The 23,506-nt window shown below is 64.2% G+C and carries 23 protein-coding genes and 1 riboswitch; of the genes, 14 read left to right on the forward strand and 9 right to left on the reverse strand.

The window, feature by feature from the left end:
- Positions 1-6: 6 nt before the first annotated feature.
- The gene (locus ACYG9Y_RS07845; RefSeq protein WP_023733794.1) at positions 7-1,182 is read right to left on the reverse strand and encodes an aromatic ring-hydroxylating oxygenase subunit alpha; all 1,176 of its coding nucleotides are present in this window, start codon (positions 1,180-1,182) and stop codon (positions 7-9) included.
- Positions 1,183-1,318: 136 nt separating this feature from the next.
- Here ACYG9Y_RS07845 and ACYG9Y_RS07850 point away from each other — a divergent pair, with 136 nt between their 5' ends.
- From ACYG9Y_RS07850 to cobO, 5 genes are all read left to right on the forward strand, one after another.
- Entirely contained in the window at positions 1,319-2,011 is a 693-nt protein-coding gene (locus ACYG9Y_RS07850; protein ID WP_031203234.1) for a gamma-glutamylcyclotransferase, read from the forward strand.
- A gap of 67 nt (positions 2,012-2,078) precedes the next feature.
- Positions 2,079-2,274: riboswitch (cobalamin riboswitch) on the forward strand.
- A 36-nt stretch (positions 2,275-2,310) separates the two neighbouring features.
- Positions 2,311-2,490 carry a CbtB domain-containing protein gene (locus ACYG9Y_RS07855; RefSeq protein ID WP_023670784.1) on the forward strand — a complete coding sequence of 60 codons (180 nt, stop codon included), beginning with the start codon at positions 2,311-2,313 and terminating at the stop codon, positions 2,488-2,490.
- Between the two features lie 15 nt (positions 2,491-2,505).
- A complete protein-coding gene (locus ACYG9Y_RS07860; protein WP_023739126.1) occupies positions 2,506-3,309 on the forward strand; it encodes a CbtA family protein in 804 nt (267 codons plus the stop codon).
- Positions 3,302-3,814: a bifunctional adenosylcobinamide kinase/adenosylcobinamide-phosphate guanylyltransferase gene (gene cobU / locus ACYG9Y_RS07865; protein WP_023739125.1), complete on the forward strand. Its 513-nt coding sequence runs from the start codon at positions 3,302-3,304 to the stop codon at positions 3,812-3,814. The genes ACYG9Y_RS07860 and cobU overlap by 8 nt, the downstream gene beginning before the upstream one ends.
- A 1-nt stretch (position 3,815) precedes the next feature.
- Positions 3,816-4,430, forward strand: coding sequence for a cob(I)yrinic acid a,c-diamide adenosyltransferase (gene cobO / locus ACYG9Y_RS07870; protein ID WP_023739124.1), 615 nt, complete (start codon positions 3,816-3,818; stop codon positions 4,428-4,430).
- A gap of 155 nt (positions 4,431-4,585) precedes the next feature.
- On the opposite strand, the gene cbiB is transcribed toward cobO, so the two are convergent.
- Positions 4,586-5,563 carry an adenosylcobinamide-phosphate synthase CbiB gene (gene cbiB / locus ACYG9Y_RS07875; protein WP_023739123.1) on the reverse strand — a complete coding sequence of 326 codons (978 nt, stop codon included), beginning with the start codon at positions 5,561-5,563 and terminating at the stop codon, positions 4,586-4,588.
- Between cbiB and cobD the strand changes: the two genes are divergently transcribed.
- Together cobD and ACYG9Y_RS07885 are read left to right on the forward strand one after the other, a co-directional pair.
- Complete coding sequence (gene cobD, locus ACYG9Y_RS07880; RefSeq protein ID WP_023739122.1) at positions 5,562-6,617, forward strand: threonine-phosphate decarboxylase CobD; 1,056 nt, start codon at positions 5,562-5,564, stop codon at positions 6,615-6,617. The two genes, cbiB and cobD, sit on opposite strands and share 2 nt — an antisense overlap.
- A complete protein-coding gene (locus ACYG9Y_RS07885) occupies positions 6,614-7,123 on the forward strand; it encodes a tyrosine phosphatase family protein (RefSeq protein ID WP_023739121.1) in 510 nt (169 codons plus the stop codon). Before cobD ends, ACYG9Y_RS07885 begins: the two co-directional genes overlap by 4 nt.
- Before the next feature lie 9 nt (positions 7,124-7,132).
- On the opposite strand, the gene ACYG9Y_RS07890 is transcribed toward ACYG9Y_RS07885, so the two are convergent.
- Positions 7,133-7,936, reverse strand: coding sequence for a creatininase family protein (locus tag ACYG9Y_RS07890; protein ID WP_023670776.1), 804 nt, complete (start codon positions 7,934-7,936; stop codon positions 7,133-7,135).
- A 53-nt stretch (positions 7,937-7,989) separates the two neighbouring features.
- Positions 7,990-8,373: a RidA family protein gene (locus tag ACYG9Y_RS07895; RefSeq protein ID WP_023739120.1), complete on the reverse strand. Its 384-nt coding sequence runs from the start codon at positions 8,371-8,373 to the stop codon at positions 7,990-7,992.
- A 256-nt stretch (positions 8,374-8,629) separates the two neighbouring features.
- Between ACYG9Y_RS07895 and ACYG9Y_RS07900 the strand changes: the two genes are divergently transcribed.
- The 7 genes from ACYG9Y_RS07900 to ACYG9Y_RS07930 all read left to right on the forward strand — a co-directional run bounded on the left by ACYG9Y_RS07900 (position 8,630) and on the right by ACYG9Y_RS07930 (position 15,645).
- Entirely contained in the window at positions 8,630-9,634 is a 1,005-nt protein-coding gene (locus ACYG9Y_RS07900) for an ABC transporter substrate-binding protein (protein WP_023739119.1), read from the forward strand.
- Between the two features lie 2 nt (positions 9,635-9,636).
- Entirely contained in the window at positions 9,637-10,461 is an 825-nt protein-coding gene (locus ACYG9Y_RS07905; protein WP_023739118.1) for an ABC transporter ATP-binding protein, read from the forward strand.
- Positions 10,448-11,299, forward strand: a complete 852-nt coding sequence (locus tag ACYG9Y_RS07910; RefSeq protein ID WP_023739117.1) for an ABC transporter permease — start codon at positions 10,448-10,450, stop codon at positions 11,297-11,299. Before ACYG9Y_RS07905 ends, ACYG9Y_RS07910 begins: the two co-directional genes overlap by 14 nt.
- Positions 11,300-11,497: 198 nt before the next feature.
- The gene (locus ACYG9Y_RS07915; RefSeq protein ID WP_023739116.1) at positions 11,498-12,799 is read left to right on the forward strand and encodes a cytosine deaminase; all 1,302 of its coding nucleotides are present in this window, start codon (positions 11,498-11,500) and stop codon (positions 12,797-12,799) included.
- A complete protein-coding gene (locus ACYG9Y_RS07920) occupies positions 12,799-14,202 on the forward strand; it encodes an FAD-binding oxidoreductase (RefSeq protein ID WP_031253341.1) in 1,404 nt (467 codons plus the stop codon). The genes ACYG9Y_RS07915 and ACYG9Y_RS07920 overlap by 1 nt, the downstream gene beginning before the upstream one ends.
- Positions 14,203-14,482: 280 nt before the next feature.
- Positions 14,483-15,064 carry an NAD(P)H-dependent oxidoreductase gene (locus tag ACYG9Y_RS07925; protein ID WP_023739114.1) on the forward strand — a complete coding sequence of 194 codons (582 nt, stop codon included), beginning with the start codon at positions 14,483-14,485 and terminating at the stop codon, positions 15,062-15,064.
- Positions 15,064-15,645: an NAD(P)H-dependent oxidoreductase gene (locus ACYG9Y_RS07930; protein WP_023739113.1), complete on the forward strand. Its 582-nt coding sequence runs from the start codon at positions 15,064-15,066 to the stop codon at positions 15,643-15,645. Before ACYG9Y_RS07925 ends, ACYG9Y_RS07930 begins: the two co-directional genes overlap by 1 nt.
- Before the next feature lie 168 nt (positions 15,646-15,813).
- On the opposite strand, the gene ACYG9Y_RS07935 is transcribed toward ACYG9Y_RS07930, so the two are convergent.
- The 5 genes from ACYG9Y_RS07935 to ACYG9Y_RS07955 form a co-directional block, all read right to left on the reverse strand.
- On the reverse strand, positions 15,814-18,261 hold the full coding sequence (locus tag ACYG9Y_RS07935) for a GcvT family protein (RefSeq protein ID WP_023739112.1): 2,448 nt from the start codon (positions 18,259-18,261) through the stop codon (positions 15,814-15,816).
- On the reverse strand, positions 18,258-19,439 hold the full coding sequence (locus ACYG9Y_RS07940) for a pyridoxal phosphate-dependent aminotransferase (RefSeq protein ID WP_023739111.1): 1,182 nt from the start codon (positions 19,437-19,439) through the stop codon (positions 18,258-18,260). Before ACYG9Y_RS07940 ends, ACYG9Y_RS07935 begins: the two co-directional genes overlap by 4 nt.
- Positions 19,439-20,338: a homocysteine S-methyltransferase family protein gene (locus ACYG9Y_RS07945; protein ID WP_023739110.1), complete on the reverse strand. Its 900-nt coding sequence runs from the start codon at positions 20,336-20,338 to the stop codon at positions 19,439-19,441. Before ACYG9Y_RS07945 ends, ACYG9Y_RS07940 begins: the two co-directional genes overlap by 1 nt.
- Positions 20,335-22,788, reverse strand: a complete 2,454-nt coding sequence (locus ACYG9Y_RS07950; RefSeq protein ID WP_023739109.1) for a GcvT family protein — start codon at positions 22,786-22,788, stop codon at positions 20,335-20,337. Before ACYG9Y_RS07950 ends, ACYG9Y_RS07945 begins: the two co-directional genes overlap by 4 nt.
- A 94-nt stretch (positions 22,789-22,882) precedes the next feature.
- Positions 22,883-23,446 (reverse strand): helix-turn-helix domain-containing protein, encoded by a 564-nt coding sequence (locus ACYG9Y_RS07955; protein WP_081726057.1) that lies wholly within the window; start codon positions 23,444-23,446, stop codon positions 22,883-22,885.
- Positions 23,447-23,506: the final 60 nt, after the last annotated feature.

A 23,506-nucleotide genomic window follows, 5' to 3' on the forward strand; every position in this document is an offset into this window, starting at 1 on the left:
CGCCGATCAGGCGGTTGCCTCAAGCGCTGCATGCCGCTCGCGCACCCAGTTGTGGAAGCGGTGCAGATCGTACTCCTCCGGCATTAGCACGCCGGCCTGGTGGCGCATCGAGCGCAGGCCTTTCTGATTGATCTCGCAGATCGCGGCATCCTCCTCCAGCACCTGGGTGCCGAAGGCGACGACATTGTCGATGTCCGTCTCAGCCAGCGCCTCGGGCGCGAACAGCCACTCGGCGGTGAGTTCGGTCTGTTCGGGACCGAGCGGCATCAGTCGCACCGTCCTGACATAATCGACATGGCCAACGATGAACATCGAGGGCAGGCTGGTGGCATAGGTCTGTCCGGCCGCACGCTCGGCCGGCGTCAGGCCCGGGAAGACCGGGCCATGGGCATGTCCGTCGCGCGACCAGGTCTCGGCGCCGGCGCGCAGGCCACCCGAAAACTCCGGTGCGTCATTGTCGGCATGGCGGACCCAGTCGGGGTCGTCGTGCCGGCTCATCAGGCCGCGGCCGTATATCGGCACCAGCCGAGACAGGTCCTTGTGGACGCCTGGGCAATGCAGGCACTCGTTGAAGTTCTCCCAGAAGATCTTCCAGTTGCAGTTCATCACCTTGCGCAGGACATGGCCTGATACCAGAGTTTCCAGCGGCCAGTTGGCGAGGTCGCCGGATGCGGGATCGAAGGAGGTCCCGGCGGAGCCGGCCGCAGCCTGCTGAAGGTTCACAAAGACAAAGCCGCGCCATACCGACAGCGCCACCCGGTAGAGCGGATGATCTGCCTTGTCGAAACCATCTGGCAGCGATTTCGAGGGAACGCGCACGAGATCGCCGCGCAGCGAGTAGGACCAGGCATGGTAGGGGCAAGTGATGAGCCGCGCTTTCAGCCGGCCCTCGCTTTCCTGGCAAAGCTGCGAGCCGCGATGCCGGCAGGTGTTGTGGAAGGCGCGCAACTCGCCGGTGTCGTCGCGGAGCACGACGATTTCCTGTGTGCCAACGCGGAATGTCCTGAATGCCAAAGGCTGGGCAAGATCGGCCTCGCGGCAGACGAGCAGCCAGCTTTTGTACCAGATGGCGTCGAGATCGCGCTGGTAAGCCTCGCTATCCCAATAGGCCGATGACGGTAGCGTCGGTTCGGCCCGGCTCAGGCCGTTATAGGGGTCGCGCTCGCTCGGGTTGGGATGCATGGCTGGCTTCCTATGAAGCGTCAGCCGACACCCCGGCAGATAGTTTGTCAATCAGAGTGCCGCATTGCCGGTTGCAGGCGCGGCGCATAATCATGTCGTGGACATGGGACATTCGGAAATTGGGGGGATTCGGAAATTGGCCGCACGACAGATGTCGCTTACGCCGGAGCTGGTCGCGCGCTGCTGGCGCGAGATCAGGGACCCCGGGCCGGATCCGGACGCGATGCATCTCGATGACGCCGACTATGACGCGCTGCTGGATGAATTGCAGGTCGAACTCCCGGATAGCGAACCGCTATGGCTGTTCGGCTATGGATCGCTGATCTGGAAACCGGAAATAGATTATGTCGAGGACCGCGTTGCGCTGGCGCGCGGCTGGCATCGGTCCTTTTGCATGAACATGACGCGCTGGCGCGGCACCAAGGACAGCCCCGGCCTGATGATGGCGCTGGACCGTGGCGGACAATGCAAGGGCGTCGCCTTCCGGCTGACCGAAAGTAACCGGCGCGGGCAGTTGGGCCGGCTTTTCCGGCGCGAAGTCACGCTGAAGCCGACAAGCTACCGGCCGCGCATGCTGAAGCTTGCAAGCGAGGCCGGACCGCTCAGGGCATTGGCCTTCGTCATCAACCGCAACGGCCTGACCTATTCAGGGCCGCTCGACGAGGGCAAGGTCGTCGAAAGGCTGGCAACGTCCTGCGGGCACTGGGGGTCGGGCGCCGACTATCTCTACAACACGGTGAAAAACCTTGAAGAGCGCGGCATTCACGATCGCCATCTGTGGCGGCTGCAGCGGCTGGTTGCCGAGCGGATCACCGCGTTGAACCCGTAACGCCGCATGGCGCATTCGCGCTGTTGGCCGGCGGAATTTGGTTTGCCGGATGCGGCCGTTTCAGCCTATAGTCATGCATGTCGTCGGTTCCGTTAGGGACCAAGAGGGAATGCGGTGAGGGCTGACTTGTTGCCCAATGCCGTGGCTGCCCCCGCAACTGTGTGCGGTAGTCCTCTCCAAGCCACTGAGGATTTTTTCCTCGGGAAGGTGGGGAAGGGCGCTGATCCGCGAGCCAGGAGACCTGCCGGCGACAGGGAACTGACTTCGATGCCCTCGGGTGGAGGGCGAAAGGACAAGATATGAATACCGCTTCCGTCTCCCTCGGCGCATCCGTCTCCTCGCAGTCGCGCTTCATGCAGCTCGTGCTTAGCGCGTTTCTGGGCATTTTCGTCGTCGGCGTTGTCGGTTTCTCGCATATCGATGCGGTCCACAATGCGGCGCACGACTATCGCCATTCGATGGCGTTTCCCTGCCACTGACGAGGATCTGACATCATGAACCTGTTTCGCAACGTCGTGTTCATCGCGGCGATCGCAGGGCTCGTGGCGGGTGTCGCTCTCGCCTGCATGCAGGCCTACGCCACCGTGCCGCTGATCCTCAAGGCGGAGGTCTACGAAAAGGCTGGTGGCGGCCATGAGCATCAGCATGCCGCGGCGCCCGCCGCCAACGCTGCGGACACCGATGCCATGAGCACCGCCGCGCCGGCGGAAAATGCGGTGAGCAGCGCAGCCCCGGCTGAAGCAGCCGCGCCGGCGGAGGACGAAGGCTGGGCGCCGGCCGACGGCTTCGAGCGTTTCGCCTTCAGTGTCGTCGCCAATATCGTCACCGGCATCGGCTTCGCGCTGGTCCTGGTGGCGGTTTCCGAGTTCGCCGGCGGCATCGGCAGCTGGCGCCAGGGCGTGTTCTGGGGCTTGGCCGGCTTTGCCGTGTTCACGCTGGCGCCGGGCCTCGGCCTGCCGCCGGAACTGCCGGCAATGCCGGCGGCCGATCTCATGCAGCGCCAGATCTGGTGGTGGGCAACGGTGATGACAACGGCGATCGGTCTTGCCCTTATCACCTTCCGCACGTCGGCGCCCCTGACCGTGCTCGCCGTCGTCCTGATCGTCGCCCCGCATATTGTCGGCGCGCCGCAGCCTGACAGTTTCGTAACGCCGATCCCGGAGGGCCTGCATCATCAGTTCGTGGTGGCGGTGACGCTGACCAATCTGGTGTTCTGGCTGGTGCTCGGCGCAGTTGTCGGCATAGTGCGCGCGCGCTTCGCCGGCACCGCGACCAGCCTGCGCGACAGCTTTGCCTGATCGCAGTTTGACCTTCATCATCGGCGGTGCGCGCTCCGGCAAGAGCGCGCATGCCGAAACTTTGGCGACGGCGTTGCCGCCGCCATGGGCTTATATCGCCACCGCGCTAGCCTATGACGGCGAAATGCGCGAGCGCATCGCGCAGCACCGCTCGCGCCGTGGCGAGGGGTGGGCGACCATCGACGCCCCGCTTGATCTTGCCGGTGCGCTCGAGGCATTGCCGGACAACCAGCCGGTGCTTGTCGACTGCCTGACGCTGTGGCTGACCAATCATATGCTGGCCGATCATGATCTGGAGGGGGAGTGCCGGCGGCTGGCCGATGTGCTTTCGCGGCCGCGCGGACCGTGGTTCGTGGTCTCCAACGAAGTCGGACAAGGCATCGTGCCCGACAATGCGCTGGCACGCCGGTTCCGCGATGCCGCCGGCCGGCTCAACCAGCAGATCGCGGTCGTAGCTGATATGGTGCTTCTGATGGTGGCGGGGCTGCCGCTCAAGGTGAAATGAGATGACCGATATCGACACAAAAGACGAAGAGCGCCATCGCGCCAAGATGGCCAAGCGCAAGGCGGTGCAGGACGCCGAGGTCGCGGAAAAGACGGTCGAGAAGGGGCTGCTGATCGTCAACACCGGACCCGGCAAGGGCAAGACCACGGCTGCCTTCGGGCTGGCGCTGCGCATGCTCGGCTATGGCAAGCGCGTCGGAATCGTCCAGTTCATCAAGGGCAAATGGCACACCGGCGAGAAGGATGCCTTCGCGGCGTTCGGCGACCGCGTCGTCTGGCACACGATGGGCGAGGGTTTCACCTGGGAGACGCAGGATCTGAAGCGCGACATTAAGGCGGCCGAAGCCGCCTGGGCCAAGGCGCTGGAGTTGATCGCCGATCCCTCGATCAGCCTCGTCGTGCTGGACGAACTGAACATCGCGCTGCGTTACGACTATCTCGATCTCGACAGAGTGGTGGCGGCGCTGAAAGCGCGGCGCGAAGGGCTGCATGTCGTCGTCACCGGCCGCAACGCCAAGCCGGCGCTGGTCGAGGCGGCGGATCTGGTGACGGAGATGGGCGTGACCAAGCATCATTTTTCGGCCGGCGTGAAGGCGCAGCAGGGGATCGAGTTCTGAGGGGCTATCCTCACCTTTTACCCTCCCCCTTGTGGGGAGGGTCGATCCGCGAAGCGGATCGGGGTGGGGGTCCTCGTAGGTCGCAGTCCCCCACCCCGGCGCTTCGCGCCGACCCTCCCCACAAGGGAGGGTAAAGGAAGGGCGACGGTAAGCTCTCAGAACGTTACCGCGATAAGCACCGCCGACAGCAACCCGAACAGCCCAATCAGCAGATAGTCGGCGACCTGATAAAGTTTCAGCGCCCGCCTGATGTCCAGACTTTCCGCCTCGCGGCGGCCGCCTTCGCCCATGAAGGCATCGTTGACGACAACGCCGCCATAGCTGCGCGGGCCGGCGAGCGCCAGGCCGAGTGCGCCGGCCATTGCTGCTTCCGGCCAGCCGGCATTGGGTGAGCGGTGCTTTTTGGCGTCGCGCCGCACTGCTTGCCAGGCGTTGCGGGGATCGGCGCCGTCAACGAGAAAGGCGGCGGCAACGATCAGCAACGCGGTCAGCCGGGACGCCGGCAGGTTGATCCAGTCGTCGAAGAGTGCCGCCGCGCCGCCGAAGGCCTCGTGGTGCGGGGTGCGGTGGCCGATCATCGAATCGGCGGTGTTGGCGGCCTTGTAGGCGACGCCGCCGGCCAGACCGCAGACACCTGTCCAGAAGGCGGGCGCAACGATGCCGTCGGAGAAATTCTCGGCCAGGCTTTCGATGGCGGCGCGGCTGACGCCGGCATGGTCGAGCTTCTCTGGATCGCGGCCGACGATGCGCGCAACCGCAATGCGGCCGAGCGCCAGCCCGCCGGTATCCAGCGAATCGGCCACCGCCTCGACATGTTCGGTAAGGCTCTTTTGCGACAGCAGCGACGAGGCCAGGATTGCCGTGATGATCATGCCGGCAGGAAAGAGCTGCCAGAGCAGGATTTGCACGATGAAGGCGATTGCCGCCGGCACCAGCACGATCACCAGCAGCGCCTGCACGCTGCGGCGGCGACGCAGCGCGTCGGAATCAGTGTCGCGGTTGAGCCTGAGGTCGAGAAAGGCTATCAGCCTGCCGAACCAGGTGACGGGATGGCCGACGGCACGGAACAGCCAGTCCGGGTAACCCAGGATGCGTTCGATGGCCAGCGACAGGAAAGCGATCAGGATCGACATGAAGCTTTCTGATGGAGCGATTACTGTGGTGGATCACGGTGGATCCCTTGGCCGGGCGAGGGCGCTCTTCCCTCACGCGCCACAACCTTTCGTCGATCTCTCGACAGGTATCAATCCGCACTCCTACCCGCTTTTCGAGCTGCCCGCCACCGCCCTGTCACGATTGCCGGAGGCCGCGCGCCTGCGTGAACTGGCCAGGGTCGCGGCCGGCGCCTATGGCGCGCCTTCGGCCGAGAATGTGACGGTCGCCCCGGGCACGCAGATCCTGCTGCCGCGCGTCGCCTCGCTGGTCAGCCCCGGCAAGGCGCTGGTGCTCGGGCCGACCTATGCCGAGCATGCCAGGGCCGCCGCGATTGCCGGCCATGCGGTGGCGGAGGTCGACGATTTCGAGGCGCTTGCCGGAGCCGAAATTGCCATCGTCGTCAATCCCAACAATCCCGACGGGCGAGTCGTGTCGCGGGAAAGGCTGCTTCGGCTTGCCGAGACATTGCGCGCCATAGGCGGTCTGCTGGTCGTCGACGAAGCCTTCATGGATGTCGGCCCGCACGCGGAAAGCCTGGCCGGCGATGTCGGGCGGGGCGGCATCGTCGTGCTGCGCTCGTTTGGCAAGTTCTTCGGTCTCGCCGGCCTGCGGCTCGGCTTCGCACTTTCCGATGCAGCGACGGTCGAAAGGCTTGAAACGCAATTCGGCCCTTGGGCGGTCGCCGGCCCAGCGCTCGAATACGGCATCTGCGCGCTTGCCGACAGCGGCTGGCAGGCCGACATGCGGCGGCGGCTGGCGCAGGATGCGGCGCGGCTCGATGCGCTGCTTTCGCGCTTTGGCGTTGCTGTCGCCGGCGGCACGACGCTGTTTCGCTATCTCCGGCTTGCCGATGCACCGGGGCTGTTTTCGACGCTCGGTGAGCGCGGCATATTGCTCAGGCATTTTTCCGAGCGTCCCCAGGTGCTCCGCGCGGGGCTGCCTGGAAGTCAGGAGGAATGGCAGCGGCTTGAATCGGCGCTTGCCGACTGGGGCGCACGGCGCGACGATGGGTCGAAGGAGATCGCGCCATGATCCATATCTGTTCGCTGGCAAAGCTTGAGGAGACGGTGGCCAAAAGCGGCGCCGAGCGCGTGCTGTCGCTGCTCGCTGCCGGCACCGAGGTGACGCGGCCGGCCTCAATTGCGAGGGAAAACCACCTGCATCTGGTCATGCACGACATCGCGGTGGCGCAGGACGGCATGACCATGCCAGGCGAAGACCATGTGCGCAATCTGCTCGATTTCGCCCGGAAATGGGACCGCGTCAAACCCATGGTCGTCCATTGCTATGCCGGCATCAGCCGCTCGACCGCCTCGGCCTATATCATTGCGGCGGCGCTCGCCCCGAAGCGCGACGAAGTCGAACTTGCGCAGACATTGCGGAAGCTTTCGCCCTCGGCGACACCCAATCCACGGTTGATCGCCGTCGCGGATGCTCTGCTCTCACGACAAGGCCGCATGATCGAAGCGATCGAGGCGATCGGGCGGGGCGCCGATGCTTTTGAGGGTACGCCTTTCGTGTTGAAGATCGACGGCTAAGGCGGCCCGCTATGCCAGCCAGTCGGCAAGCTTCGCCTTGCGCACATCCTTCAACAGGGTGATGAAGCCGTCGGCCTGATGCTCCGCCGTCAGTCGGCCTTTCTCGGCCGTGGCAATGCTGGCATCGCCGACCACGCCGTTGGGGTTGAGATCCCCAGCGATCCAGGCGAAAGCGTGCGTTCCGGTGTGGCGCAGCAGCGCAAATTCGGTTTCGGCGCGGGCGACCTTGGAGGCGAAATTGTCGGCCTTGGCCATGTCGACTAACTCCGGGCGAAAATGCAGCATCAACGAGGTCTCGACGTCGCCGCCATGGATGCCATGGCGGTCTTCCAGCTCGGTGTACATGCCGGCGGGGCGGCCGAAGCGCTGCCAGCTGGTCTTCACCGCCAGCATCCTCTCACGCACGCGCAGCTCGCGCGTGACGATGCCCATGATCTCTTCATTGCCGCCATGCGAGTTGACGACGATCAGTTTCCTTACGCCTGCGCGGGCAACGGACAGGCCAAGCTCGGTCCAGGCATCGACCAGGGTGGCCGCCGGCAGGGTGAGCGTGCCCGGCGCCTGCAGATGCTCGTTCGACTTGCCGACCGTTTGGACCGGCAGGATGCGGATGTCGAGATCGCCGGGCAGGCGGGCGATGACCGTCTCCAGCATGCCGTTCATGATCGAGGTGTCGGTTGATACAGGCAGATGCGGGCCGTGCTGCTCGATCGCCGCCACCGGCAGCACGGCAATCGTCGCCTCCGGATCGATCGCGGCGTATTCGGTGGTCCGGTAGTCGCCCCACCACACGCGTCTGTTTGCAACGGTCATGTCATGCCTCTTGACTGTGAGGGAGACCTAGCGCGCCAAACGTCGCCTGTCGATCACCCGGCAGCAATCGCCTCGACCTCGACCTTGAATTCCGGCCGCGCAAAGCCTGACACGATCATCAGCGTCGAGGCGGGCGCGGGGCTGGCAAACAAGCGGTCGCGGACGTCGATATAGGGCCGCAGAAAGGCGCGGTCGGTGACGTAGGCGTTTATGCGCGCGATGTCGCCTAGCCCCAGCCCGGCTTCAGCCAGAATCGCCGCTATGTTTTGAAAGCAGAGCTCGGCCTGCGCGCCGGCATCCTCGGGGATCTCGTCGTCCGCCGTGATGGCGACCTGGCCGGAGCACAGAACCAGCCGCTTGCCTGGCGGCACCTCGACGCCGTGGCTGTAGCGGGCGAAAGGCGGCTTAATCGACTTCGGCGCGAGGTATCTGAACATGGCAATCTCCTGTCTGCGAGAGCAGCCTAAGACGTGACCGATAGTACGTTCAAGATGTGGTGCATGGCACAAGGGCGATTGTGGACAGGCGTCCAAAAAATAGGCACGATGCACTCCCGCACAGCATGACCCGTCCGGTGTTGGCAGTGACTGCCGCGCAAGCAGGCGGCCCGGGCGGTGGCATGTGTCTTGCTTCTTGGATCAATGGTGTCGAGCCCGGCGCGTGACGCTCCGGAGCCAACAAAGGGTGGTGTCGATGTACGGAAAACAGAAGATTTCAGCGCTTGCGGTCGCGCTGCTTGGAGCCGGCACGTTCGGCGCGGCAGCAAACGAGAAGGTCACCTTCGGCACCAACTGGCTGGCCGAGCCCGAGCATGGCGGCTACTACCAGGCCGTCGCCGACGGCACCTACGCTGCATGTGGCCTCGACGTGACGATTTCGCAGGGAGGTCCGCAGGTCAGCGGGCGGCCGCTGCTGCTGGCCGGCAAGCTCGATTTCTACATGGGCGGCAATCTGCTGTCGACCTTCGACGCCGTCCAGCAGGGCATCCCGATGCGCGTCGTCGCCGCCGATTTCCAGAAGGACCCTCAAGTCATCATGTCCCACCCGGGGCAGGGGCTGGACAAGTGGGAGGATTTGAAAAACGCCGACCAGTACATTCTCGGGGACGAGGGCGTCCAGACCTTCTTCCAGTGGATGGTCATCGAACTCGGTTTCGATGCCGCCAAGCGCGTGCCCTACACCTACAACACCGCTCCATTCCTGGCCAACAAGAAGTCGATCCAGCAGGGTTACGTCACCTCGGAGCCTTTTGCGGTCAAGAAGGAAGGCGGCTTCGTGCCCAACCAGTTCCTGCTCGCCGACTATGGCTGGGACACCTATTCGACGACGATCGAGGTGATGCAGGACACGATCGACAAGCGGCCGGAGGTGGTCCAGTGCTTCGTCGATGGCTCGGCCAAGGGCTGGTACAACTACCTCTACGGCGACAACAAGGCCGCCAACGAGATGATCAAGAAAGACAATCCCGACATGAGCGACGAGCAGATTGCCTTCTCGATCGAGCAGATGAAGAAGTTCGGCCTGGCCGATTCCGGCGACACCGAAAAGCTCGGCATCGGCGCCATGAACGAAGACCGGATCAAGAGCTTTTATGACAAGATGGTCAAGGCCAAGGTCACGCCCGAGGGCATCGATATCAAGAAGGCCTATACGCTGGCCTTCATCAACAAAGGTGTCGGAATCGAGCTGAAGAAGTAATCGTGAAGCTGGAAAAGATGGCGCAGGCGCCCATGACGGCATCGGGTGAAGGCCCGATGCTGCTGACGCTGCGCCATGTCGGCAAGGTGTTTTCCAATGGCGTGACTGCATTGAGCGACGTCGATCTCGCCATCCGCGAGGCCGATTTTGTCAGCCTGCTCGGGCCGTCCGGCTGCGGCAAGTCGACGGCGTTGAGGCTGATCGCGGGCCTGTCGACGCCGACATCCGGTCAACTCGACTGGGGCGGTTCGATCGACCGCGCCAATATCGGCTTCGTCTTCCAGGAACCGACGCTGCTGCCCTGGGCCGATGTCTTCGACAATGTCTGGTTGCCGCTCAGGCTGAAAGGCGTGTCGCGCGCCAAGGCGGCGCCGGTGGTGATGGAGATGCTGGAGCGGGTGCACCTGACCGGTTTCGAAAACGCCGTGCCGCGCGAGCTTTCCGGCGGCATGAAGATGCGCGTCTCGATCGCACGCGCGATGGTGACGAAGCCGCGCATTCTGTTGATGGACGAGCCGTTCGCCGCACTCGACGAGATCACCCGCTTCAAGCTCAACAACGACCTTCTGGAGCTGTGGCAGGACGAGCGCTTCACCGTCGTCTTCGTCACCCACAGCGTCTTCGAAAGCGTGTTCCTGTCAAACCGCGTCGTCGTCATGGCGGCGCGGCCGGGCCGCGTCCATGCCGAGTTGGCAATCGGTGCCGCCTATCCACGCGACGAGGTGTTCCGCACCTCGCCCGACTATGCCGCGCTCTGCCGCCAGGCCTCGGACATCCTGGTCAACGCCATCAACACATCAGCCGGACCGCACCATGACGGCCATTGACCAGAATGCCGCAACGCTCGACGCGGAAGAGGCGGGCCGCGTACGCCAGGAGCGGCTGGAGCGGATCGGCCGGTGGGTCTTGCCTTTGGCGATCATGATCCTGGCGATCTGGCTGTGGGACCGCATTTGCGTGTGGAACGCGATCCCGCAATATATTCTGCCGCGTCCCGCCGTGGTGCTGTGGACGCTCTATAGCGATGCCGGGCTCCTGTTCTCCGCGCTGCTGGTCACGTTGCGCATAACCTTCCTCAGTCTGCTGCTTGCAGTGGTCGGCGGCGTCGGACTGGCGGTGCTGTTTGCGCAATCGAAATGGGTGGAGATGTCGTTCTTTCCCTTCGCCATCGTGCTGCAGGTAACGCCGATCGTGGCGGTCTTCCCGCTCATCAACATCTATGTGGACAACCAGACGGTGAAGCTTTTGCTTTGCGCCTGGATCGTCGCGTTCTTCCCGATCCTGTCCAACACCACGCTCGGCCTCAATTCGGTCGACCGCAATCTGCGCGACATGTTCAAGCTCAACGGCGCGACGCGCTGGCAGCAATTGCGCTATCTCAGACTGCCGGCGGCCATGCCGTATTTTCTAGGAGGCCTGAAGATCGCCGGCGGCCTGTCGCTCATCGGCGCCGTGGTGGCCGAGTTCGTCGCCGGCGCGCAGGGACAATCCTCAGGGCTCGCCTCGCGCATCATCGAGGCCGGCTACCGCCTCAACGCGCCAAGGCTTTTCGCGGCGCTGATCCTGATCTCGCTCACCGGCATATTGATCTTCCTGGTGCTGTCGCTGGTGTCGCATCTCATCCTGCGCCGCTGGCACGAGAGCGCGCTGAAGCAGGAGCGGTAGGGGGTTGGGTGACGTGATTGAGATGCTGGCGCGAAACACCCCCCTCTGGCCTGCCGGCCATCTCCCCCTCAAGGGGGGAGATTGGACGTCATCCGGGATTTCGCCAATTATCGACGTTGGAAGACGGGTGCTGTCGGAAAAGCTGCCAATCTCCCCCCTTGAGGGGGAGATGCCCGACAGGGCAGAGGGGGGCGGTCCTTGATACCGACCTCTGGCTCGTACCATCTCACCAACGTCCGCCTTCACCGGTCGCTGACATCAGGTCTTGCCACCACTTACGACACCGACGGTTTCGCGCTGGCCGACATTGCCGTTGCCGATTGCAAGATCTCGGCCATCGCCGCGCACTACAAATCAAAGGCGCCGACCGATGCCGTCGATCTCGCCGGCCGCATCGTGCTGCCGTGCTTCGTCGACTGCCACACCCACATCGACAAGGGCCATATCTGGCCGCGCAAACCCAATCCCGACGGCAGTTTCATGGGCGCGCTCAATGCCACCGGCGCCGACCGTGCAGCGCGCTGGAGCGCCGAGGACGTGGCGCGGCGTATGGATTTCTCGCTGCGCTCGGCCTACGCGCACGGCACCAAGGCGCTCCGCACGCATCTCGACAGCGTGCCGCCACAGGAGGAAATCTCCTGGCCGGTGTTCGAGGCGATGCGGGAGAAATGGCGCGGCCGCATCGAATTGCAGGCAGCCTGCCTGCTCGGCATCGAAGGCGTGCGCGACAGAAAGTGGTTCGAGAGGCTGGCCAAGCGCGTGGCTGCGGCCAAGGGCGTGCTCGGCGTCGTCACCTATATGGTGCCGGATCTCGAAGAGCTTCTCGACAAGGTGTTCGCCGAGGCGAACAGGCACGGGCTCGATCTCGATTTCCACGCCGACGAGACCGACGACATCGCGGCGATATCGCTGAAGAAGATCGCCGAGGCGGCACTGTGGAACGGTTTTGAGGGCAACATGCTGGTGGGACATTGCTGCTCGCTGGCGCGCCAGCCGGATCTCGACGTGCTCGATACACTCGACAAGGTGGCCAAGGCGCGGTTGGCGGTCGTGTCGCTGCCAATGTGCAATCTCTATCTGCAGGACCGGCGTGCCGACCAGACCACGCCACGCTGGCGCGGCGTGACGCTGCTGCATGAGATGAAGGCGAGGGGCATCCCGGTCGCGGTCGCCTCCGACAACACCCGCGATCCGTTCTATGCCTATGGCGATCTCGACATGCTGGAGGTCTACCGCATGGCGACGCGCATCCTGCATTTCGACCATCCGGTCGGCGACTGGCCGCAGACGGTGGCGGCGACGCCGGCCAAGGTGATGCGGCTCGACGGTGTCGGGACACTGACAGCCGGTGGCAGCGCCGATTTCATCGTCTTCAAAGGGCGGAGCTGGACGGAATTGCTGTCGCGGCCCGAATCGGATCGCATCGTCGTGCGCGACGGCCGAGCGATCGACAGGCAATTGCCCGACTATGCCGAGCTCGACGAACTGATGGTGGAATGATGGATGTTTCGGCGCTCAAACGCGATCTCGACGGGATAAAGCTTGACGACAATCCGGCCATCGTCCAGCAGAAGAGCCGCGACTTCTACTGGTACAGCCCGGTGCTGAAGCAGCAGCTCGACCACGTCACTGGCGACCTGATCGTGACGCCCAGGAACGAGGCCGAACTGATCCGCGTGCTTGCCGCTTGCCACCGTCATGGCGTTCCGGTGACGCCGCGCGGCAGCGGCACCGGCAATTACGGTCAGGCGATGCCGCTATCGGGCGGCGTGGTTTTGAACCTTGCCGAGATGAACGAGATCAAGGCCATAGCGCCGGGCCGCGTCGTCACCGGGCCGGGCGCGATCCTCGCCGACATCGACAGAGCGACGCGCGCGCATTCCGGGCAGGAACTGCGGCTGTCGCCGTCGACCTACAACACCGCCTCGATCGGCGGCTTCATCGCCGGCGGCTCGGGCGGCGTTGGCTCGATCAATTTCGGCGGTCTGCGTGATTTCGGCAATGTGCTGCGCCTGCGCGTCGTCACTATGGAGGCGGAGCCGAAGGCGCTCGAACTCACCGGCGAGGACCTGCACAAGGTCACCCACGCCTATGGCACCAACGGCATCATCACCGAGGTCGAGATGCCGCTGACTGCAGCCTATGAATGGATCGACGTGATCGTCGGCTTCGACGCTTTCATGCCGGCAGCCCGCTACGGCAACGCGCTGGCACGCCAGGACGGCATCCTGACCAAGCTGATCACGCCGATCGCCGCGCCCGTGCCGCAGCTCTATTTCAAGCGCCACCAGAAGTTCTTCCGGGACGGGCAAAGCATCTGCGTCGTCATGGTTGCCCGGCATGGGCTAGACGCGTTCCTCGCCTTCACCCGCCGCGCCGGCGGCGAGGTCATCTTCAATGCCGCGACGGCCACGGACGAAGAGAAAAAGGGCCTGCCGCCGGGCTTCGAACTGGCGTGGAACCACACCATGCTCAGGGCACTGCGGGTCGATCCCGCGATCACCTATCTGCAATCGCTCTATCCGTTTCCCAACCAGCTGGCGCTGGTGGAGAAGATGGACGCGATGTTTCCGGGCGAAGTCTTTTCGCATCTCGAATTCGTGCGCCTCGACGGCAACATCACCTGCTTCGGCCTGCCGCTGGTGAAATTCACCACCGAGGCGCGGCTCAACGAAATCATCCGGCTGCATGAGGAGAACGGCTGCCCGATCTTCAACCCGCACCGCTACACGCTGGAAGAGGGCGGCATGAAGCAGACGGATGAAATCCAGCTCGCCTTCAAGCGCGAGACCGATCCGCAAGGCCTGCTCAATCCCGGCAAGATGATCGCCTGGGAAAATCCGGATTACGACTATCGCTCGGGCCGGACTTTTTTGTTCAAGGGTTTGCAGAGGGCGGGGTGAGAGGTTTGCGCTTGAACACCCCCCTCTGGCCTGCCGGCACCGGCCCTTCGCTGCCGCTTCGGGCGTTCGTCGTTTGGAAAGCCAAGCAATTCGCTCTCCATCGGCTTCGCCGACCACTTCTCACCCCCCTCAAGGGGGGAGATTATTCGCCCCGCCTTCGCCTATCTTCAACGTTGAAAGGACAGGTGCGACACAAAGGCTGCCAATCTCCCGCCTTGAGGGGGAGATGCCCGGCAGGGCAGAGGGGGGTGCCTCGCGCCGACCTCGCAAGTATTTCCCCATGAAAGTCCTCGTCCTCTACGCACACCCGGTGGAGACCAGCTTCAATGCAGGTCTGCACCGCACGATCGTCGAGCGGCTGACGGCCCCCGGCCATGACGTCGACGATTGCGATCTCTATGCCGAGGATTTCGACCCCAGGCTGACGCGCGGGGAGAGGCTGGATTACCATAACCAACGCAGCCCTGCGGACCCGGCCGCGCCCTATGTCGAGCGGCTGCTCAAGGCCGAGGCGCTGGTGCTGTCATATCCCGTCTGGAACTACGGCTTTCCGGCCATCCTGAAAGGCTTTTTCGACCGCGTGTTTCTGCCCGGCGTGTCGTTCAAATTGGTCGACGGCAAGGCGCAGCCTTCGCTCCACAACATCCGCAAGCTGACCGCCGTCACCACCTATGGCGGCAGCCGCTTCCGCGCAATGCTGATGGGCGATCCGCCGCGCCGGCTGGTCAAACGGATGCTGCGCGCGACGATCAGGCCCGGCGCCTCGGTGTCCTACCTCGCGCATTATTCGATGAATCTGTCGACCGAGAAGACCCGCGCGGCCTTCATGGCCAAGGTCGCGGCCGGGATGGATACTTTCTGATGCTCGTGCTGGTGGTCTATTGCCATCCGGTGCCCGAAAGCTTTTGCGCCGCCATCAGAGATGCCGCCGTCGATGTGCTGAAGGCACGCGGCTGGGAGGTGCGGCTGCTCGACCTCTATGCGGAGAAATTCGATCCGGTGATGGGCTGCGAAGAGCGACGCGCCTACAATGAGCGGGCGCCGGAGGATCCGGCCCTAAAACCGCATTTCGAGCATCTCGCCTGGGCTGAGGCGATCCTGTTCATCTATCCGACCTGGTGGTACGGGCTGCCGGCCATGCTGAAGGGCTGGCTCGACCGGGTCTGGGCGACCGATGTCGCCTTCAAGCTGGGCAAGGGGCGCATCACGTCGCTGATGACACATGTCACCAGGGTCGGCGTCATCACCACCTGCGGCGCGCCGACCTGGTGGAGCGTCGTCGTCGGCCAGCCCGGCCGCAAGACCTTGCTGCGCGGTATGCGCGCGCTGTGCGCCCGCCGCTGCCGGACGTTTTTCCTGGCGCACTACCTGATGGACGCCTCGACGCCAAGGACGAGGGCGGCGTTTCTGGGGAAGGTGCGGGCGAAGCTGGAGCGGTTTTGAGCTTCTTCACCCTCCCCCTTGTGGGGAGGGTCGCGCAGCAAATGCCGCAAGGCGGCTTTTGCGAAGCGGGGTGGGGGCCTCGTAGGGCGCACCCCCACCCCGTCTCGCAATCGCCGCTTTGCTCCGACTGCGAGCCGACCCTCCCCACAAGGGGAGGGTAAAAAGGTGCTACATCCTCGTCCGTTCCGCCTTGGGATCGTACATCGGCTTCAGCGATGCTTCCGCCGCAAAACGCTCGCCGGCGATCTCGATCTCGTAGGACGAGGCCAGCACATCCGCCTCGCTCTCGCCCTGGCAGGGCACATAGCCCAGTCCGATCGCGCCGCCGAGATGGTGGCCGTAATTCCCCGATGTGATCGGGCCGACGATCTTGCCGTCGCGCAGGATCGCCTCGTTGTGGAAGAGCAGGGGTTCAGAGTCTTTCAAACGGAACTGCACCAGCCGGCGCGACAGGCCGGCTTCTTTTCTCTTCAGCACCGCATCGCGGCCGATGAACTCGCCCTTGGCGGTTTTGACCGCAAAGCCGAGGCCGGCCTCCAGCACATTGTCCTCGTTGGTGACGTCATGGCCGAAATGCCGAAACGCCTTTTCGATGCGACAGGAATCCAGCGTATGCAGTCCGCAAAGTTTCAGGCCGACATCCGACCCCGCTTCATCGATCGCCTCGAAGACATGGGCCGCCTGGTCGGTCGAAACATAAAGTTCCCAGCCGAGTTCGCCGACATAGGTGACGCGGTGGGCACGGGCGAGGCCCATGCCGATCTCGATCTCCTGGAAGGTGCCGAACGGATTGTTCTCATTAGAAAAATCATTAGGGCTGACCTTCTGCATCAGTTTTCGCGCATCCGGACCCATCAGGCAGAGCACCGCCTCAGCTGCTGTGACATCCGTGATGACGACGAATTCGTCGCCGACATGCCGGCGCAGCCAGGCGAGATCGCGCTGCAGCGTCGCGCCCGGCACGACGAGGAAGTAGGCGGTCTCAGATAGCCGCGACACCGTCAGGTCGCTTTCGATACCGCCGCGCTGGTTGAGCATCTGGGTGTAGACGATCTTGCCCGGCGCCACGTCCATATCGTTGGCGCACAGCCTTTGCAGGAGGGCACAGGCGTCGCGGCCTTCGACACGGATCTTGCCGAACGAGGTCATGTCGAACAGGCCGACCTTGTTGCGGACCGCCAGGTGCTCCTCGCGCTGGTTGTCGAACCAGTTCTGCCGCTTCCAGGAATAGCGGTATTCGCGCTCCTGTCCCTCGCGGGCGAACCAGTTTGCGCGCTCCCAGCCGGCGACTTCGCCGAACACGGCGCCGCGCGCCTTCAGATGCTCGTGCAAAGGCGAGCGCCTGACATTCCTGGACGTTGCCATCTGCCGGTAGGGGAAGTGATCCGCATAGAGCAGGCCGAGTGTTTCGGAGACACGCTCCTTGAGATACCTACGGTTCTTCTGGAATGGCTGGGCGCGGCGGATGTCGACTTCCCAGAGGTCGAAGGGCGCTTCGCCATCGTTGATCCATTGCGCCAGTGCCATGCCGGCGCCGCCGGACGAGACGATGCCGATGGAATTGTAGCCGGTCGCCATCCAGTAGCCACGGAGTTCCGGGGCCTCGCCGAGATAATAGCGGTCGTCGGGGGTAAAGCTTTCGGGGCCGTTGAAGAAGGTGTGAATGCCGGCGGTTGCCAGCATCGGCATGCGGTTGACGCCCATTTCGAGGATCGGCTCGAAATGCTCCATGTCCTCCGGCAACTGGTCGAAGCAGAAATCCTCGCGGATGCCGTCCATGCCCCAGGGCTTGGCCACAGGCTCGAAAGCGCCGAGCATCATCTTGCCGGCATCTTCCTTGTAGTAGGCGCATTCATCGGGAACGCGCAGCACCGGTAGACGACCGAGCCCGGGGATCGGCTCGGTGACGAGATAAAAATGTTCGCAGGCATGCAGCGGGATGGTGACGCCGTTCTGGGCGCCGAGCTCGCGCGCCCACATGCCGGCGCAGTTGACGACGATGTCGGCCTCGATCGTTCCCTGATCCTCGCCTTGCGCCCACGACACACCGGTGACGCGACCGGCCTTGGTATGGACCTTGGTGACCTTCACATTCTCGACGATGGCGGCGCCGCGCTGGCGGGCGCCCTTGGCCAGCGCCATGGCGATGTTGGCCGGATCGCACTGGCCGTCGAGCGGCAGATGCACGGCGCCGACCACATCGGACACGTTGAGATGCGGGTACATCTCCTTGACTTCACCAGGCGAAATCTCGCGCACATCGACATCGAAGGCGCGGGCGAGCGAGGCCTGCCGATAAATCTCGTGCTTGCGCTCCTCGGTCAGCGCCACGGTGATCGAGCCGACCTGGCGCATGCCGGTGCCGACTTCGGTTTCGGCCTCCAGCTTGACGTAGAGGTCGGCCGAATATTTCGCCAGCCGCGTCATGTTCTGCGAGCCGCGCAGCTGGCCGATCAGGCCGGCGGCGTGCCAGGTCGTGCCCGAGGTCAGCTGCTTGCGTTCCAGCAGCACGATGTCGGTCCAGCCGAGCTTGGCCAGGTGGTAGGCGACCGAACAGCCGGAGACACCGCCGCCGATAATAACCGCGCGGGCCTTGGTGGGAATGCTTCTGGTCATGCGGCCTCGCGGCGATAGCCGGATGCGAAGCGGCGCAGGCGTTTTGCGGCTTCCTGAAGCACCGGTTCCGGTTGGCAGAGGCTGATGCGGATGTGGCCGGCAGCGGCCTTGCCGAAGCTGGAACCCGGCATGACGCCGACACTCTCCTGGTCGAGAAAGGCCCAGGCGAATTTCTCGTCGTCGGGCTCGACGGCGGAGATGTCGAGCATGACATACATGCCGCCCTCGGAGCCGTGCACGCTGACATTGTTCATGCCGCGCACGGCGTCGAGCAGGACGGTGCGGCGCGCCGCATAGCGTTCGGCGATCTCCTTGACGCCAAAGCGGTTCTCCAGCGCCTCGGCGCAGGCGATCGAGATGAAGGCCGGCAGGCCGTAGGTCGTCACCAGATTGAGATTGGTCAACAGCGTGATCATCTGCGCCGGGCCGGTCAGCCAGCCCATGCGCCAGCCGGTCATGCCATGGCTCTTGGACATCGAATTGATGACCAGCGTGCGCTCCGCCATGCCGGGCAGGCCGCGCGGCGAGATGTGCTCGCCGCCGCCGAGCGTCCAGTAGACCTCGTCCGACAGCAGCCAGAGATCGTGCTCGCGGCAGATCTCGGCCAGCTCTTCCAGCCGCTCGCGCGAATAGACGGCGCCGGTCGGGTTGTTCGGCGTGTTGATCAAAATGGCGCGCGTGTTGGGCTTGAGCGCCGCGCGGATCATCTCGGCGTGCGGCTGGAAACCGTCTTCGGCCGGTGTCTCGACGACGGTGAAGCTGGCGCCGGCGGCGCTGAACGTGTTGGGATAAGTCGCGTAGTAGGGCGCCACCACGATAGCGTGGTCGCCCTGGTCGAGAACGGCCTGCACGGCCGCGTAAAGGGCAGCCTGGCCGCCCGGCGTGGCGATGACTTGGTCAGGTGCCGTCTCGACCCCGGTGCAAGCGGTCGAGGCCGCCGCCATCGCCCTGCGAAGGCGCGGAACGCCGGACAGCGGGGTGTAGTGATGGTTGCTGCCGCGAACCGCCGTCACGCAGGCTTCGATCGTCTGGCTCGGCGTATCGAAATCATGGTCGCCGACCGACAGCATGATGATGTCCTGTCCGGCCTCCTTGCGGGCCCATGCCTCGGTGTGGACCTCCCAGCCATCCTTGCCCGAAGGCACGATGCCGGAAATGCGCGATGACGGTCTGGGCATCAGGATACTCCCGAGATTTCGTGGCCGGCCTGTTCGAGCCAGTCGCGCAAGGCGGCGATGTGGGCAGGGCCGACTTCGCAGCAGCCGCCGACGATGGTGGCGCCAGCGGCGACCCAGCCGAGCGCCTGGTCGGCATAGGCATCCGGATCAAGGTCGTGGCGTGCGTGCAGCACTTCGACCGTTCCGCCATGCTTGAGCGCTTCGACAGAGGTGAAGCCATTGGCATAGGCGCCGACCGGGCCGCCGAGAGCAATCAATTCGGGCAGTGCCGCGGCGATAGCTTCTGGCCGGCAGCAATTCACCAGGCGCGCTGCAACCGTCAGGCCGTCGAGGGCGTCCGCCGCTGCCGCTATTGTTTCGCCGCTGCGCAGCCGCGGCGCGCCGTGATCGGCGAGCGTCCAAGATACCCAGACAGGTTTGCCGCTTTCCGACGCAGCGGTAACGGCCGCACGGCCTTCCTCGGCTGAGGCCATGGTCTCGCACAGGAACAGGTCGACGCCATCGGCCTGCTCTGCGACGATGCGGCGATAGATGTCCAGCGTCTCCTGGAACGATATGGTCAGCGCCGGCGCATAGCTGCCGAACAGCGGTGACAGGCAGCCGGCGATCGCTGCATCGCCTGCCTCGTCGCATGCCTGTCTTGCCAATTCGATGCCGCGCTTCTGCAAGGGCTTGAAGAGGTCTTCTGCTCCTTCCCGCGCGAGCCGCTCCGGCGTTGCCGAATAGGTGTTGATGGTGATGACGCGAGCGCCGGCCCGGATGAATTCGGCATGCAGGTCACGCACCAGATCCGGCTCGTCGATCAGCACCCTGGCCGACCAGAGCGGCGTCGGCTCGGAGCTGCTGCGGCGGACCAGTTCCTGGCCCATGCCGCCATCGGTGAGAATGACTTTCTTCATGCTCTCAGTCTTTCGTTTTTCGGATCCCACAGCGGCTCGTCTTTCTGCACGACTGCCTTGAAACGATCGCCAAAAATTTCAATCTCGATCGCGGTATCGGGTTCAGCCAGGTCGGCGCGCAGCATGCCGAGCGCGATCGATTTGTCGATGCGATGCCCCCAGCCGCCGGACGTCGTCTCGCCGACGATCTTGCCGTCATGCCAGAGCGTCGACACCGACGGCGCGTCGCAATCGCCGGGGTTTTCGACCACCAGCGTGACGAAGCGCTTCTTTACGCCTTGCTGCTTTTCGTTCTGCAGGGCTGCCTTGCCGCGGAAGTCGGGCTTGTCCCATTTTACGAAGCGCTCGAGCCCGCCCTGCAGGACCGTATAGTCGGTCGACAGGTCGCCCTTCCAGGTCCGGTAGCCCTTTTCGAGGCGCAGCGAATCCAGCGCATACATGCCGAACGGTTTCAGACCGTGTTTTTGTCCCGCCGTCCAGACGGCGTCGAAGATGGCGGCGGTGTCTCCCACCTTGGTGTGGATTTCCCAGCCGAGTTCGCCGGCGAAGGATACCCGCACCAGCTTCGCCCAGCGGCCGGCGATGGTGGTTTCCTGATGCGTCAGCCAGGGCAGCGAGAGATCCGCGCCACAGACCTCGGCCAGGATCTTGCGCGAATTGGGGCCGGCGAGGATTTGCGTCGAATAGTCTTCGGTCCTGTCGGTGAGGGTGAAAGCTGCGTCCTTCGGCAGGCGCGACTTCAGCCATTCGAAATCGTGCCACTGCGCTACCGCCGCGGTGATCAGAGTCATCTGCTCTTCGCCATGGCGCACCACCGACATCTCGGTGACGATGCGGCCTTTGTCGTCGGCAAAATAGGCGAGGCCGATTCGGCCGGGCTTGGGCACCAGGCCGGTGACCTGCAGCGCCAGCCATTCGGCTGCGCCAGGACCTTCGAGGTTGAAGCGCGAGAAGCCGGGCAGGTCCAGAATGCCGGCGGCGTCGCGCACCGCCAGGCATTCTTCGCGCACGCGGTGCTGCCATGGCCCGTCGCGGCGGAAGGTGAGTGTTGCTTCTTCCGACGTGTCGTCACCGGGTTGCGCATACCAGGTGGCACGCTCCCAGCCATTATAGGCGTCGAACTGGGCGCCGAGCGCCTTGATGCGATCGTGGATCGGCGACAGCTTACGGTCGCGCCCGGCCGGCCAGGCATGGCGCGGGAACTGGATGGCGTATTCGTTGCCGTAGATCTCCATGCCCTTGGCGACGCTATAGTCGGGGGCGGCCGCAAAGCTGGTGAAACGGCGCGGATCGCAAGACCACATGTCCCATTCGGTCTGGCCCTGCGTCACCCATTCGGCCAGCACCTTGCCGGCGCCGCCGCCCTGGGCGATGCCGAAGGTGAAGACACAGGCCTCGAACGCGTTGGGAACGCCGGGCATCGGACCGATCAGCGGATTGCCGTCCGGCGCGTAAGGGATCGGCCCGTTGATCACCTTGGACAGGCCGGCAGTGCCCAGGATCGGCACGCGGGCTACGGCATCGGCAAGGTAGTGCTCGAGACGGTCGAGATCGTCGGGGAAGAGCTGGAAGGAAAAGTCCTCCGGCATCGGGTCGTTGTGGGTTGCCCAATGCGCGCGGCAATTGCGCTCATAGGGACCGAGATTCATGCCGTTCTTTTCCTGGCGCAGATAGTAGGATGTGTCGACGTCGCGCAGCAGCGGCAGTTTCTTGCCCTGCTCCTTCGACCAGGCCACCAGTTCGGGGATTTCCTCGAACAAAATGTACTGATGGCTCATCACCATCATCGGGACGTCGCGGCCGAACATTTTGCCGACTTCCGCGGCTCGGTAGCCGGCGGCGTTGACGACGATCTCGCAACGGATCTCGCCTTGCGGCGTCCCGACAACCCATTCGTCGTTCTCGCGGCGCACACCTGACACCGGACAGAAGCGGACGATCCTGGCGCCCATGTCGCGCGCACCCTTGGCCAGTGCCTGCGTCAGCTGCGCGGGGTCGATGTCGCCGTCGTTTGGATCGTAGAGCGCACCTTTGAGGTCATGCGTCTCGATGAAGGGATAGCGGCGCTTGATCTCATCAGGGCCGACAATGGCGATGTCCATGCCCTGGTAGCGGCCCATGCCCTTGGCGCGCTGGAACTCCTGCATGCGCTCCTTGGTGTGGGCGAGGCGGAGCGAGCCGGTAACGTGGTAGTTCATGGGATAGTCGACGGCATCAGCCAAGCCGCGATAGAGCTCGGTCGAATAGCGCTGCATGTTCATCAGCGACCAGGACGACGAGAAGGTCGGCACATTGCCGGCGGCATGCCAGGTCGAGCCCGATGTCAGCTCGTTCTTTTCAAGCAGCACGCAATCGGTCCAACCCGCCTTGCACAGATGGTAGAGCGAGGAGGTGCCGACGACACCGCCTCCGATGATCACCACGCGTGCCGTGGTCGGCAAACCGGCCATATTCTTCTCCCAAACCTGAAGCGCGCTGCGCTTCTATCTTTTTGCTTGATGCATGTCGTTTCCCAAACCGCTGCACACTTTGGGCGACATGCATTCAATAAACAGGCGGCGAAACCACCCAGATGACCACGGCCGGCTCGCTGCCGGGATTGCGCCAGCGGTACGGCTTGCGCTCGAAGCGGAAGGAATCGCCTTCGCCGAGCCGGTGCCAGACGCCGGCTATCTCGATCTCGAAAATGCCAGAGGCGATGTAGCCGGCTTCCTCGGTCGGCCGCAGCTGCTCGCTCTTCATCTCGGCGCCCGGCGCAAAGATCGAACGCACCATCTCGAAACTACCGCCGAGATCGGGCGACAGAAGCTCTTCCACGAGGCCGGATTCGCTTGTGCCAAGCGTGCGCCGGCTGCCGGCGCGCACGACAAAGCCGCGCTCCTTTTCGATCGGCACGTCGTGGCTGAAGAACAGGCTGAGCGGCACGCCGAACAGGTCTGCGAAAGCCCTGAGGTCGCCAAGCGAAGGGATAGACAGGCCGCGCTCGACCTGGCTGACCCAGCCGACGGAGCGACCAAGCTTCAGCGCGATCTCAGCCAGCGTCAGCCCGCGCGCCTTGCGCAGCGCACGGATGTCGCTCGCCAGCAGGCGCTCGTCAGGTCCCTGCAATGTTTTGGGGATAGCTGGGGGCAAAACGCTCACTTGATGAAAAACTGGAAATGAATTTCA

The organism is Mesorhizobium sp. W050 (genome assembly GCF_054719535.1).

Coding starts and splice junctions, on each gene's coding strand:
- ACYG9Y_RS07845 (WP_023733794.1), bottom strand. CDS start 1,182: ATGCATCCCAACCCGAGCGAGCGCGACCCCTATAACGGCCTGAGCCGG.
- ACYG9Y_RS07855 (WP_023670784.1), top strand. CDS start 2,311: ATGAATACCGCTTCCGTCTCCCTCGGCGCATCCGTCTCCTCGCAGTCG.
- ACYG9Y_RS07860 (WP_023739126.1), top strand. CDS start 2,506: ATGAACCTGTTTCGCAACGTCGTGTTCATCGCGGCGATCGCAGGGCTC.
- cobO (WP_023739124.1), top strand. CDS start 3,816: ATGACCGATATCGACACAAAAGACGAAGAGCGCCATCGCGCCAAGATG.
- cobD (WP_023739122.1), top strand. CDS start 5,562: ATGAAGCTTTCTGATGGAGCGATTACTGTGGTGGATCACGGTGGATCC.
- cbiB (WP_023739123.1), bottom strand. CDS start 5,563: ATGTCGATCCTGATCGCTTTCCTGTCGCTGGCCATCGAACGCATCCTG.
- ACYG9Y_RS07885 (WP_023739121.1), top strand. CDS start 6,614: ATGATCCATATCTGTTCGCTGGCAAAGCTTGAGGAGACGGTGGCCAAA.
- ACYG9Y_RS07890 (WP_023670776.1), bottom strand. CDS start 7,936: ATGACCGTTGCAAACAGACGCGTGTGGTGGGGCGACTACCGGACCACC.
- ACYG9Y_RS07895 (WP_023739120.1), bottom strand. CDS start 8,373: ATGTTCAGATACCTCGCGCCGAAGTCGATTAAGCCGCCTTTCGCCCGC.
- ACYG9Y_RS07900 (WP_023739119.1), top strand. CDS start 8,630: ATGTACGGAAAACAGAAGATTTCAGCGCTTGCGGTCGCGCTGCTTGGA.
- ACYG9Y_RS07910 (WP_023739117.1), top strand. CDS start 10,448: ATGACGGCCATTGACCAGAATGCCGCAACGCTCGACGCGGAAGAGGCG.
- ACYG9Y_RS07920 (WP_031253341.1), top strand. CDS start 12,799: ATGGATGTTTCGGCGCTCAAACGCGATCTCGACGGGATAAAGCTTGAC.
- ACYG9Y_RS07925 (WP_023739114.1), top strand. CDS start 14,483: ATGAAAGTCCTCGTCCTCTACGCACACCCGGTGGAGACCAGCTTCAAT.
- ACYG9Y_RS07930 (WP_023739113.1), top strand. CDS start 15,064: ATGCTCGTGCTGGTGGTCTATTGCCATCCGGTGCCCGAAAGCTTTTGC.
- ACYG9Y_RS07935 (WP_023739112.1), bottom strand. CDS start 18,261: ATGACCAGAAGCATTCCCACCAAGGCCCGCGCGGTTATTATCGGCGGC.
- ACYG9Y_RS07940 (WP_023739111.1), bottom strand. CDS start 19,439: ATGCCCAGACCGTCATCGCGCATTTCCGGCATCGTGCCTTCGGGCAAG.
- ACYG9Y_RS07945 (WP_023739110.1), bottom strand. CDS start 20,338: ATGAAGAAAGTCATTCTCACCGATGGCGGCATGGGCCAGGAACTGGTC.
- ACYG9Y_RS07950 (WP_023739109.1), bottom strand. CDS start 22,788: ATGGCCGGTTTGCCGACCACGGCACGCGTGGTGATCATCGGAGGCGGT.